Origin of the sequence: Microbacterium sp. 18062, from assembly GCF_902706225.1 — a bacterium.
Lineage (GTDB): Bacteria > Actinomycetota > Actinomycetes > Actinomycetales > Microbacteriaceae > Microbacterium.
The window spans coordinates 1-11,986 of record NZ_CACSKB010000078.1 but is presented as its reverse complement, the minus strand read 5'-3'; the positions used below and the strand labels follow the sequence as shown (position 1 = coordinate 11,986).

Annotated in this window: 10 protein-coding genes; 4 read left to right on the top strand and 6 right to left on the bottom strand. The window is 71.8% G+C overall.

Annotated elements, in window-relative coordinates:
* Positions 1-135 precede the first annotated feature (135 nt).
* The 5 genes from GVL03_RS18025 to GVL03_RS18005 all read right to left on the bottom strand — a co-directional run bounded on the left by GVL03_RS18025 (position 136) and on the right by GVL03_RS18005 (position 4,594).
* A complete protein-coding gene (locus tag GVL03_RS18025) occupies positions 136-1,005 on the bottom strand; it encodes an ABC transporter permease (RefSeq protein WP_159502394.1) in 870 nt (289 codons plus the stop codon).
* The gene (locus GVL03_RS18020; RefSeq protein ID WP_159502393.1) at positions 1,002-1,838 is read right to left on the bottom strand and encodes an ABC transporter permease; all 837 of its coding nucleotides are present in this window, start codon (positions 1,836-1,838) and stop codon (positions 1,002-1,004) included. Before GVL03_RS18020 ends, GVL03_RS18025 begins: the two co-directional genes overlap by 4 nt.
* Positions 1,828-2,652, bottom strand: a complete 825-nt coding sequence (locus tag GVL03_RS18015; protein ID WP_235038231.1) for an ABC transporter ATP-binding protein — start codon at positions 2,650-2,652, stop codon at positions 1,828-1,830. The genes GVL03_RS18020 and GVL03_RS18015 overlap by 11 nt, the downstream gene beginning before the upstream one ends.
* Before the next feature lie 28 nt (positions 2,653-2,680).
* The gene (locus tag GVL03_RS18010; RefSeq protein ID WP_159502392.1) at positions 2,681-3,754 is read right to left on the bottom strand and encodes an ABC transporter substrate-binding protein; all 1,074 of its coding nucleotides are present in this window, start codon (positions 3,752-3,754) and stop codon (positions 2,681-2,683) included.
* Between the two features lie 312 nt (positions 3,755-4,066).
* Positions 4,067-4,594 carry a nitroreductase family deazaflavin-dependent oxidoreductase gene (locus GVL03_RS18005; protein WP_159502391.1) on the bottom strand — a complete coding sequence of 176 codons (528 nt, stop codon included), beginning with the start codon at positions 4,592-4,594 and terminating at the stop codon, positions 4,067-4,069.
* Positions 4,595-4,762: 168 nt separating this feature from the next.
* Here GVL03_RS18005 and GVL03_RS18000 point away from each other — a divergent pair, with 168 nt between their 5' ends.
* From GVL03_RS18000 to GVL03_RS17985, 4 genes are all read left to right on the top strand, one after another.
* A complete protein-coding gene (locus GVL03_RS18000; protein WP_159502390.1) occupies positions 4,763-5,260 on the top strand; it encodes a septum formation family protein in 498 nt (165 codons plus the stop codon).
* A gap of 372 nt (positions 5,261-5,632) precedes the next feature.
* The gene (locus GVL03_RS17995; protein ID WP_159502389.1) at positions 5,633-6,109 is read left to right on the top strand and encodes a DUF2975 domain-containing protein; all 477 of its coding nucleotides are present in this window, start codon (positions 5,633-5,635) and stop codon (positions 6,107-6,109) included.
* Positions 6,109-6,336, top strand: coding sequence for a helix-turn-helix transcriptional regulator (locus GVL03_RS17990; protein WP_159502388.1), 228 nt, complete (start codon positions 6,109-6,111; stop codon positions 6,334-6,336). The genes GVL03_RS17995 and GVL03_RS17990 overlap by 1 nt, the downstream gene beginning before the upstream one ends.
* Positions 6,333-10,220, top strand: a complete 3,888-nt coding sequence (locus GVL03_RS17985) for an SCO7613 C-terminal domain-containing membrane protein (protein WP_159502387.1) — start codon at positions 6,333-6,335, stop codon at positions 10,218-10,220. The genes GVL03_RS17990 and GVL03_RS17985 overlap by 4 nt, the downstream gene beginning before the upstream one ends.
* A 339-nt stretch (positions 10,221-10,559) precedes the next feature.
* Here the strand turns inward: GVL03_RS17985 and GVL03_RS17980 are convergent.
* Positions 10,560-11,986: amidohydrolase family protein (locus tag GVL03_RS17980; RefSeq protein ID WP_235038230.1), on the bottom strand; the 1,427-nt coding region annotated here is incomplete at its 5' end.

Sequence of the window (11,986 nt, the reverse complement as noted above, 5' to 3'; positions counted from 1 at the left end):
GGGGCCGGGTGGGCCGCGAGACTGCAGCGGGCCGCCGAGACAGTGGGGTTTCCCCGCTGTCTCGGCGCTCACGTGCAGTCTCGCGGTCCGGAACGCGAGACACGACCTCGCTGCGCGGCATCCGGATGCGGCGGGTCAGGCGCGGTCGGCCATGCCCATGCGGGCGAGCACGACCGCCTCGAGCATCTGCACGATGTTGTAGAGGATGAGGGCGGTCGCGGTGACGAACACCACGGCCGTCCACAGCGCCGAGAACTGCGCGGCGGCGATGTAGCCGCCCACCGCGCCGCCGATGCCCCCGCCGACGGCCAGCCACTCCGCCAGCAGGGCGCCGGTGATCGCTCCGGGCACCGAGATGCGCACGGCCGCGAGCAGCGACGGCAGCGCGGACGGCAGCGCGACCTTCCGCAGCGCCGTCCACGAGCTCCCGCCGTACACCGACACGAGGTCGTTCATCTGCGGCGGCGCCGACTTGAGGCCGAAGGCGATGTTGACGAGGGCGGGGAAGAGCACCACGATGCCGCCGATGACCGCGACCGTCGCGAAGTCGCGACCGAAGATCAGGATGATGACGGGCGCCATCGCGACCAGCGGCACCGAGCGCAGCAGCATCGCCAGCGGCATGAGCGCGTGCTCCGCCCCCTTGCTCAGCTGGAAGATCGCCGCGACGACCACCGCCACGACGAGCCCGGCGAAGAAGCCGACCGCGGAGTGCCCGATCGTGACCCACAGCTGCGAGAACAGCTGCTCCCGGTTGGCCGCGGCGGCCGGCACGGTGAACAGGAAGTTCCAGACGTCGACGGGGCCCTTGCCCACGTACGGGCTCACGTTGAAGACCCACAGCGCGCCCACCCAGAGCACGCCCACCGCGACGATCGTCAGCACGAAGGTCAGCAGCGTGCTGCTCAGGGCACGCAGCGTCGCCCTGCGGGATTCGCGCTTGATCGAGGAGTTCAGCCGGGCGAACGCGGGTGTCCCGGTGCCGGTGACGGCTGCTTCGGTCACTTCTGTGCTCCCTTCGACCACGGCGCGATGGCGCGTGCGACGAGCCCGAGCAGGCCGTAGCCGGCGAGGGCGACCGCCCCGGACGCGAGGGCCAGACCCCACACGAGCGGGGCGTTGAGCGCCTGCTGGGCGGCGATCATGGCGGGCCCGACGCCGAGCTCGACCTTGCCGAAGAACTCGCCGAGCACCGCGCCGAGGAACGCCGCCGGAACGGCGATCTGCAGGGCGTTCAGGATGGCGGGCAGCGCCGCGATGAGCCGCACCTTGCGCAGCTGGGTGAAGCGTGACCCGCCGTAGACGGTGATGAGGTCGAGGCTCGCCTTGTCGGCGGCCTTGAGCCCGAGGAGGGCCCCGACGACCGTCGTGAAGAACACGCTCAGCGCGGCGAGCACCACCGCCGTGCCCGAGGGCTCGCCGGCCTTCGGCACGGGGATGATGACGACCAGCAGCAGGCCGATGGCGACGATCGGGATGCAGTAGGTGATGATCGCGAGCTGCATGACGACGCCCTCGAGGCGAGGCACGATCAGCACGAGACCCGACAGCAGGAGCGCGATCACGTTGCCCCACAGATAGCCGATGCCGGCCTCGGCGAGGGTCACCTGGAAGTTGCGGACGTAGAACTCCCATCCGCTCGCGATGAAGCCCTGTACCACCTGGATCGGCGTCGGGATCGCCTGGACCCCGCCGGGCCCGACGTTCGAGAAGACGGTCGAGGCGAGGATCCACCAGGCGACGATCACGGTGATGCCGCCGATCACGCCCGTCACCCAGGCAGGAAGACGGATGTCCTCCCAGCGGATGGTGCGCCCCGCGGTCTGCTCAGTGGTCATCGGCCGCGGCGCCTCCGACGCCGAAGAGCAGCTCGGAGGCCTGGTCGACGTAGGCGTGGAACTCGGGCGAGCGCATCATCTCGGGGGTGCGCGGACGCGGCAGGTCGATCGTCATGACCTCCTTGATGCGCCCGGGGCGCGGGCTCATCACCGCGACCTGGTCGGAGAGGAAGATCGCCTCCGAGATGCCGTGCGTGACCAGCAGCGTGGTCGCGGGCTTCTCGGTCCAGATGCGCAGCAGCTCGAGATTGAGCTTCTGCCGGGTCATGTCGTCGAGCGCGCCGAACGGCTCGTCGAACAGCAGCACCGACGGCTTCATGATGAGCGACCGGGCGATCGACACGCGCTGGCGCATGCCGCCGGACAGCTGTGCGGGCTTGGCCTTCTCGAAGCCCTTCAGCCCCACCAGCTCGATCATCTCGGAGACGTACGCCTTGTCGACGGGCTTGCCTGCGACCTCGAACGGCAGCTGGATGTTGGACTGGACGCTCCGCCACGGCAGGAGCGCCGAGTCCTGGAACGCGATGCCCAGCTCGTTGCCCTTCCGCAGCTGCTTGGGGCTCTTGCCGTCGACGCGGGTGGTGCCGCTGGTGGCGTCCTCGAGCCCCGCGAGGATGCGGAGGATCGTGGACTTTCCGCATCCGGAGGGGCCGAGGAGGGCCAGGAAGCTGCCCTGGTCGGTGTGGAGGTCGGCGTCCTGCAACGCGACGACGCTCTTGCGCCCCACGGTGAAGACCTTGTTGAGCTCGGAGATCTGCAGGCCGGTGCCCAGGGTCGTCCCCTGGGCACCGGTCTGGGTGGCCGTGTCGGTCACAGTCGTCCTTCTGATTCCTGCAGTCGGATCAGCCCGCGTAGGCGATCAGGTCGGGGTTCTCCTCGTAGACCTCGGCCAGCAGCGAGAGGTCGAAGAGGTCGGAGGCATCGAGCTCGATGCCGGCACCGGCGAGGCTCGCGATCGTGGAGGCCTGCAGCGCCTCGGAGATCGTGAACAGGCCGTTCTCCTCCGTCTCGTCGGAGACGATGAGCAGGTTCTGCGCCTCGGCACCGGCGAGCGTCTTCGCCGGGTCGAGGTCGAGGTCGGCGCCGTACGTCTCGATCGCGAGGTCCGCAGCGGCCTGCGGGTCGGCGAGCGCGTCGGTCCAGCCCTTGATCTCGGCGACGAGGAACGCCTTCAGCAGCTCACGGCTGGAGGCGATGGTGTCGTCGGTGACCGTGAAGGTCTCGGCGACGAACGGCAGGCCGTTGTCGGCGAACGGCAGGTTCGTCGTCGCGAGCCCTTCCATCTCCACCGAGATGGACTCGTTCGTGAGGTAGGCGATGAAGCCGTCGACCTCGCCGTTGACGAGCGGCGCCGGGTCGTACTGGACCGGAACGATCGTGAGCTCGGAGGGGTCGATGTCGTTCGCGGCGAGGAAGGCGTTGAACAGCGCCGTGTTGGAGTCCTGCACGCCGATCTTCTTGCCGATGAGGTCCTCGGGCGTCGCGATGTCGCCGCCCTCGGCAAGCGACAGCACCGTGAAGGGGTTCGCCTGGAACGTCGCGCCGATGATCTTGAGCGGGGCGCCCTCGTTCGCGACGGCGGAGCCGATCGACACGGCGTCGCTCAGCGCGATGTCGGCACTGCCGCTGGCGAGCTCGGCGACACCGGTCGAGGGCCCTGCGACGAGGTTCACCGCGCTGAAGCCGGCCTCCTCGAAGTAGCCCTCGCTGTCGGCGAAGTACTCGCCCGCGAACTCCTCGTTCTTGATCCAGCTGAGCTGGAGCGTGATCTCGCCGAAGCCTGCGGCGTCGCCGTCGGAGGATGCGGTGGACTCGTCGGACGAGCCGCCCGCGCAGGCGCTCAGCGCGAGGGCCGACAGCGCGACCGCTGCCAGGGAGGTGACGACGCGGGCGCGTCGCGTGGAAAAGCGGGACATATGCTGTCTCCCGTTTGTCGGATGGTGCGTTCGGGTGGGTGATGTGCGTCTCGGAGGCTCGGTCGCGGCGGCGCGCCCGGATGGTCCGGACCGACCGCCGCGCCGGAAGCTCGAGGTGCGCGACGTGTTCGACGCTAGGCGATGTAGATTTCATGAACACTGGCGCTCGTGTTTCGTGGCCGTTACACCTGCCCCGCACGTCCCCACGTTCGGTCCCTGGGCGAGGAGCGAAGCTCCGAGACGAAGGGGCGCGGGACTCGTTCTACGCGGGCACTGCGTCTCGCGGCTCTCACGCGGCCGGACGGCCCGCCCTCACGACGCCCGATCGCGACGACCCTCGGGCGCGGCCTCGTACGGGCCGGCGACCGGCTGCAGCAGGAACAGACGGACCGTGCGCCCCGAGTCGCGCTCGTAGGCGCGATATCCCGGCCACTGCCGCTCGATCCGCGCCCACGCCGCATCCCGCTGTCCGTCGGGCACGAGAGCCGCCCGCACGACCCATTCCCTGCCGCGCACGCGGATGCGGGCGTCGGGTTCGGCGAGCAGGTTGTAGGTCCAGGCGGGGTGACGGTCGCGGGCGAAACTCGTGCCGGCGACGATCGCCCGCCCCTGCCCGTCCGGCGTGTACATGAGGTAGGTCTCGCGCACGCGCCCCGTCTTCGCACCCTTCGTGACCAGCACGAGCGAGTGCACGAGGAGCGCGCTCAGCTGCACGCGGCGACCGCTCACGGCGCTCAGCGCGGCCTCGATGGCCGGGAGCAGCCGCGGCGCGACCCAGCGGAACGCCCGGGTGCGGGTCACCGGCGCGATCAGCCGGCGTGCGACGTCCTGTGTCCTCATACCTCCCAACCTATGCGGGCCCCGATGCGCGGCCGGGGTGCCCGCGGGAGGGTCGAGTCGATATCGTGGACGCGGCATCCCCGCCGAGCCGCACTCGGAGCCGATCCTCGCAACCCACGACCGGCGACCCCGCCGGTCCGCAACCCTCCGTCACGAAAGCGAGCCCCCATGCGCCGTCGACGCCTCATCCCCGTCGCCGCCATCCTCTCGATCGCGCTGCTCAGCGCGTGCGCCCCCGTCGCCGAGCTGTTCGGCGGCGACGCGCAGGCCACCCGCGACGCACAGAGCGGCGAGGTGACCGGCGGGGGCCAGATCGATGTGTTCACGCTCTCGGTCGGAGACTGCCTGAACGACCAGAGTGCCTCCGAGGTCTACGAGGTGCCGGTCGTGCCGTGCGACGAGCCGCACGACTACGAGGTCTACCACGACTTCGCCCTCGCCGACGGCGAATGGGACCAGGATGCGGTCTACGCCGCCGCCGACGAGGGATGCTATACGGCGTTCCCCGACTTCGTGGGCCTCTCATACGAGGAGTCCACTCTCGACTTCGCCTACTACGCCCCGACCCAGCTGAGCTGGGAGGATGGCGACGACCGCATGGTGTCCTGCTACATCGGAGACCCCGGGACCCAGACCACCGGCTCGCTCGCGGGCGTCGCCCGCTGACCCGAAAGTCTCCCCATTCCGTCCAGGCTCTGACCGGTGTCGCGATTCTCTGTTCACCTGCCCTGGATTCACGCCAGAATGCCGGCGTCGCGTGAATCCAGGGCAAGTGAACATGAAGCGGAGGATGGCGCCACGCGCCGATGGGCACCACCTGCGCTTTCCCGACCCCACGGAGCACCCCGTGGCGGGCCGCTCGCGCCGAGCCGTCAGATCCCGGCCGAGCCGTCAGATCCCGCAGGAGGACCGCGAGACAGCACGGGGGCGCCGAGACCGGGCGGAGGATGGCGGCACTCAGGAGATCGTCAGCCTGCGGGCGAGTGACGATGGCTATTGTTTTTCGATAGATAACTGCCGTCTATCGATAGGTTAAACATGCGGGCTCTCACGATCAACGTCCTGAAGTCTCTCATCGTCGCGTTGCTCGCCCTCCTGGTCGTGTGCCAGGTCGTCGTCGTCCCGCAGGTGGCCGTGCAGTCCGCTCGGCGCTATAGCGAGATCGCGTATCTCGAGATACCGGGCATCATCGTCGGGACGCTCTTCCTCGTCTGCGTACAGGTCGTGCTGATCTGCGTCTGGCGGCTCCTCTCGCTCGTGCGCACGGACGGCATCTTCAGCGAACGCGCCTTCCGCGAGGTGGACGTGAGTCTCACGGCGGTCGGCTTCGCGACGCTGCTCGTGTTCGTCGCACTCATCACCCTCACGGCGACCCGGCACTCGACGCCGTCGATCACGCTGCTGTGCGTGCTCGGGGTCGTGGTCGGACTCGGGCTCACGCTGCTGATCGTCGTGCTGCGGGGACTGCTCCGGAAGGCCTCGCAGCTCGAGCAGGACCTCGCGGAGGTCGTGTGATGCCCATCGTCATCAACCTCGACGTGGAACTGGCGAAGCGCAAGATGTCGGTCGCCGACTTCGCCGCCGCCATCGACATCACCCCCGCGAACGTCGCCGTGCTGAAGAACGGTCGCGCGAAGGCCATCCGGTTCTCGACCCTCGACGCGATCTGCCGGGTGCTCGAATGCCAGCCCGCGGACATCCTCGTCTGGGTGCCCGGCGACGAGGACGGAACGACGACGTGACCGCGGCCACCATGGGCGAGCGTCCGGCACCCGCTTGGAGCCGCATCGCGATCGAGCGCCTGCGCCGATCCGACGAATGCCCGGTCTGCGAACGCCGCACGCTCGCGCAGTCGCGCTGCCAGGTCTGCGGCTCCGATTTCGCCGGCACGGCGGGCGCCGAGCTCTGGCGCGCCTCTCTCGCCGCAGCAGACGCCCTCGACGTGCGCCAGGCGGCACTCGACCGGATGCGGCCGCCCCCGGCACCCGCGCATCCGGATGCGGCGGGCGCGCAGGCGGCGGCGCACACCGCCGCGGCCTCGGCGACATCCCCGTCCGCAGCCGGGACGGCATCCGCATCCGCCGGTATCGCGGGCCCACAGGTCGCACCGCGGATCGCCCCCGCTCCCGCCGCGCTCCTGCCCGCCCGGAGCGCGACCCTGCAGTCCGTCCTGGCCGTCGCAGGCGCCGGCCTGCTCGGGATCGCCGCCGTCGTGTTCGCCTACGCGAGCCCCGACATCAGCGAGCGGACGACGCGCACGGCGATCCTCGCGATCGTGACGGCGGTGCTCGCCGCCGGCGCACTCCTGCTCGCCCGCCGCCGCCTTCGATTCTCGGCCGAGGCGGTCGCCGCGCTGAGCGGCGTGTTCGTGGTCCTGGACATCGCCTCCGTCGCCGAGTCCGCGACTGCGGCGGCCGGTCCGCTCGTCGCCGCAGCCATCGGCTCGCTCACCGCGGGGGGCGTTCTCCTCGGCCTCGGCGTCGCCGCCCGCATCCGCGTCTGGATCTGGTCGGGCCTGGTCGCACTGGCCGTCACCCCGATGCTCTTCGGCGCGGCCGGCGGAGGCTGGCTGGGCACGACCGCGGGGATGCTGTGTGCCACGGGCGCCGCCCTCGCCCTGGTCACCCTGACCGGCTCGCTCGAGCGACGCACCGGAGGCTGGCTGGACGTCGAGCGCGGGACGTTGACCGTCCTCCAGTTCGTGTGCGTCCTCGCCGCCGGCTCCCAGCTGCTGCGCATCCCCTTCACCCACCCCACGGCGATGTGGCTCACGGTCACCGCGGTGCTCTCCGTCATCGCCCTGCTCTCGCTGCGCTCTGCAGGAGGAGGCCCGGCCGGCGGACTGTGGTCGGCGACTCTGGGCGTCTCGGCCGTCGCCGCGGTCGGCGTGCTGCCGTTCGCGATCCCCGGCGTGGATGCGCGCTGGTTCTTCGCGCTCGTCCCCGCCGCGGTCGCGGCGGGCCTGCTCGCCACGACGACCCGCCCGCCGCATCGGGTCCACCGGGATGCGCTCCTCAGCGGCGCGCTCGCGATCGTCGCCGTCGCCGGGGCCGCGCCGGTGTCGGCCGGGCTCGGCGTCATCGCCCTCGGCCTCGCCGGTCACGAGGGCATGCTCCCTCCGACCGGCGAGGTCGCCGTCGTGCTGGGGTTGGTGCTGCTCGTCGCCGCGTTCATCGCCCACCCGCGGCTGGCGCGACCGGTCGTCGGAGAGCCCGATGCCTCCGCCGGCGACGAACGCAGCGACGACACGGCGGGGGCACCCGTGGCGCTTCATCCCGGCACGGAGTCGGTGGCGCATCGGCCCGGCACGGAGACCGAGCCGGACGCCACCCCGCCGGCACCCGCCTCCGCCGTGGCCGGCGCCCGGCCCGCATCCGACTCGTCCCGGCTCGCGGGGCTCGGCGGCGCCCTCGCGATCCTCACCGTGCTCGTCACAGTCGCGTCATCGATCGCCCCGCTGCCGTGGCGCCTCGCGCTCGGGCTCCTCCTGGCCGTGGCGGCCTGCCTCGTCACCCTCCGCACCGTGCGGCTGACCGCATCCGCCCGCGGGCTGCTGGTCGTCGGCGCGCACGCGGTCGTCCTGCTCAGCGCGGTGCTCGCCTGGCAGCACGCCGCGCTCACCGTCGTCGCCGGCGCCGCCGTGGTCGCGGTGAGCGCGCTACTGGCGCACACGGCGCCGGCGTCCATCCGCTTCGTGCACGCCGCGCTCGCCTACGCCTACTCCCTCGCCCTGCTCGCCCATGCACTCGGCGACGCGGGTCTCGGCGCGGTGCCCCTGCTGTGCGCGGTGACCTCCGCCGGCGGGCTCGTGGCGATGGCGACCACCTATCTGCCCCGGGTTCCGGCGCGCACCTGGTACGCCGTGCTGGCCGTCACCGGGGTGCCGTTCGTCATCGGGGTCGCGCAGGTGGTGTTCGAGCGGAGCGGCTGGACCGCTCTGTCGACCGGCGTGATCTTCGCGCTCGCGCTGACCCTCACCGGAACGCGACGGCCGGGGGTGCCGCGGGTGCTGCGCGTGTGCGCGGCGGCGCTGCTCGTGCCCTCGCTCGCGGTGGTGCTGGTGTGTCTCGGCGCGCAGGCCCTCGCCACGAGCGGTTCTCCGGTCGTGCTGCCGGTGATCGCCGTGCTGGTGGCTCTCGTGCTGCCGAGCCGCTTCGCCATCCGCCGGGTGCTCGCCCGTCGCATCGGTTCCCCAGATGCGACGGCCGCCGCTCTCGCGATCGAGGGCTCGACGCTGCTCACCGCCGTGATCGCGGTGGGACTCGCGCTGGAGCGGGATGCGGCCGGGCTCGGCACGGCGCTGCTGGTGCTCGTGCTGCTCGGCATCGGCGGGTTCGCGACCGCGATCTGGGCCGGTCGCCGGTACGGCTGGTGGATGGGGGCGGCCTCGCTCACCGGCGCGCTCTGGTGCGCATGGGGCATCGCGGGGATCGCCGAGCCCGAGCCGTACCTGCTGCCGCCCGCGCTCGGCGCCGTCGTCGTCGGAACCGTGCTCACCGCGCGCGGACGGCCGGGCGTGCCGCTGGTCGCGACCGGCCTCGCGATCGCGACGCTGCCCGTGCTGGCGCTCCTGGCGGTGGACGGTTCCGCGCACGGCTGGCGCACGGGCGGCCTGCTCGGCGCCGCGTGGCTGCTGGCGCTCGGCGCACGGCTGTTGCGGGATCGACTCACGGTGCTGCGGACTCCGGTGCTGCTCGCGGCGATGCTCGCGGGCGCGGCCGGCGCGCTGCAGGGCATGCGCTGGGGCGCCGGGCTCGATCCCGCACCGGGCACGCTGCTCGCCGTCGTCGGGATCGGTCTGGCCGGCGCGGGTGCCGCAGCGCTGGCCGCCCATGGGTTCCACGGCGAGCGCCGCCTGAGCCGCGGCCGATGGCTCTGGTGCCCGGCCGCGGTCTACCTCGGGGTCGCGATGTGGCCGTCGATCACGCGGGACTGGGACGTCATCTGGACGATGTGGACGCTGATGCTCGCGTATCTCGTCGCGATGCTCCTCGTGACGGCGCGCGGCGCCCGCGGCAGCACGGCCCTCCCGCCGGTGTGGGTCCTGTTCGTGCTCGCGTTCACGACCGCGGTCGTCGCGTGGAGCCCGCGTGACCTGCGCGTGGAGTGGTTCTCGCTGCCGCTCGGGGCGTTCCTGCTCACGGCCGGCGCGATCGGCCTCGCGACCGCGAGCGGCCTCGGCACCTCGAGCGGCCTCGCCACGGCGAGCGAGACGACGGCCCGAGCGGACAGCATCCGGGCGACGCTCGCCGGCTGGCCGAACGGATGGACCGGATCGTGGCCGCTGCTCGGGCCCGGTCTCGGGGTGCTGCTCGGCGCATCGGTCGCCGCGACCTACACCGACCCGCGCACCTGGCGGGCGATCCTCGTCATCGTGATCGCCCTGCTCGCCATCCTGGTCGGATCGGGCCGGCGTCTCGCCGCCCCCTTCCTCATCGGAGTGATCGTGCTGCCGATCGAGAACGTGCTGGCCTTCCTCGTGCAGATCGGCCGCGGGATCGCATCGATGCCCTGGTGGATCACCCTCGCGGTCGTCGGAGCGGTGCTGCTCATCATCGCCGTCACCTACGAGCGGCGGACGGGCGAGGATGCGGGCATCGCCGCGCGTCTGCGCGACCTGCGGTGAGGCTCGCGCGGCGTGGCCTCGAAACGTCACTCAGCCGCGGGTCCCGGCGCCCCTCAGCCGCGGGGACCGGGTCCCCGGGCCCCGGTCGCGGAGGCCGAGCGCCCAGTCGAGCAGTCCGGGCCGCGGAACCCGCGGCTACCCCACCAGTCATCGGAGAATCTGCGCCCGAGACGCCCCAGCAGCCCCCCAGGTGAACATCCGTCCCACCGATCCGACGACTGAGGGTCCTCCCCGCCGCGATCGCCCTGCGAGCTCGCCCGCAGCACCACCCGACCGCAGCAGGACTCGACTGCAACACACCTCGCCCGCAGCACGACCCACTCCCCTGTCGCAGGCCGCTCAGTGCGGCTGGTGCCCGAGGCGGGCGGCGACCTTCGGCAGATCGGCGTGGACGTGGGCGGTCGCCTCGGCTGCGAGCGGGTTCGTCGAGACGCCGCGCTCGTTCACGAGCACGCCCCCGACGTAGACGCCCTTGAGGTTGCGCAGACTGCAGGCGAGCACGTAGCTGCGCACGGGGTGCCAGAGCGGCCCGATGTCGGGCAGGAGCGGGTCGACCACCACGAAGTCCGCGAACTTGCCCACCTCGAGGCTGCCGACACGGTCGTCGACGCCCATGATCTCGGCGCTGCCGAGCGTGTGCAGCCGCAGCACCCGCTCCGGCATCATCGACAGCGGGTCCTTCGTGCGCGCCCGCTGCATCGCGATGCCCATCCGCATGTTCTGCCATGGGTCCGAGACGTCGGTGCAGGCCTGGTCGTCGAGCCCCATCCCGACCCTCATGCCACGCTCGATCATCTCCGGAACAAGCGCGACGCCCGAGGCGAGGCGTCCGTTGGACGCGGGCTGCCACGACATCGACGCCCCGCCCGCCGCCGCCTGCTCGATGATCTCGGGCGTCGTCTGGATGAAGTGCCCGAACATCATGTCGGGACCCAGCGCGCCCGCATCCGCGTACATCGCGAACTTCGACTGCTGCAGCGGCACCGCCTCGGGCGACTCGAGGAAGTGCGCCTGGTTGGTCACCCCGAACCGGCGCATGGCCTCGACCTCGACCTCGGCCGCATCCGGCCGCGGCGACCACTGCACCTGCCCCATGATCGAGGCGCCGAGCGCGAAGTCGGGGTCCATCGAGCGCGTGTAGGCGACGGACTCCCCGAACCGCGCGAAGATCTCGTCGTCGGTGCCGGCGGTCGCGTCCATGCCGATCGCGTCGACGAAGCGGATGCCGGCGTCCCGGCAGCCGTCCGCCTGGCGCGTGTGGTAGCCGAGGTCGCGCAGCAGCGCGTCGCCCACACGCCTGCCGTCGACCATCGACTCCCACGCCTGCAGCGGATCGGTGAAGTTGTAGGCGCTCGTGACCCCGTTCGAGAGGAAGTCGAGCGCGCCGTGCAGCGTCGACCAGTAGATCTCCTCGGACGTCGCATGGGCGGTCATGCCGAGCATCGAGTCGCACCATCCGTAGAGGGTGTCGGCGACGCCGAGCCCGCGCAGGCCGCTCGTGAAAAGGTGCGAGTGGCTCGACACGAAGCCCGGCGCGACGAAGGCGCCGTCGACGTCGAGCACCTCGTCGGCCGTGGCGGATGGCGGGTCGCCCGCGCCGATGCCGGCGATGCGGCTGTCCTCGACGAGCAGCCAGCCGCGCTCGATGTACCCGGGATCGTCCGAGCCCGCCGGGACGGTGATGAGACGGGCGTTCGTGACGAGCAGCGTCATGGGGTCCTCGGGATCGGAGTGCGGGGCGGGCTCGGACGATCCCGGGTACATCG

Excerpts from the sequence above, each read along its gene's own strand:
- GVL03_RS18020 (WP_159502393.1), bottom strand. The coding sequence starts at position 1,838 with ATGACCACTGAGCAGACCGCGGGGCGCACCATCCGCTGGGAGGACATC.
- GVL03_RS18010 (WP_159502392.1), bottom strand. The coding sequence starts at position 3,754 with ATGTCCCGCTTTTCCACGCGACGCGCCCGCGTCGTCACCTCCCTGGCA.
- GVL03_RS18005 (WP_159502391.1), bottom strand. The coding sequence starts at position 4,594 with ATGAGGACACAGGACGTCGCACGCCGGCTGATCGCGCCGGTGACCCGC.
- GVL03_RS18000 (WP_159502390.1), top strand. The coding sequence starts at position 4,763 with ATGCGCCGTCGACGCCTCATCCCCGTCGCCGCCATCCTCTCGATCGCG.
- GVL03_RS17995 (WP_159502389.1), top strand. The coding sequence starts at position 5,633 with ATGCGGGCTCTCACGATCAACGTCCTGAAGTCTCTCATCGTCGCGTTG.
- GVL03_RS17990 (WP_159502388.1), top strand. The coding sequence starts at position 6,109 with ATGCCCATCGTCATCAACCTCGACGTGGAACTGGCGAAGCGCAAGATG.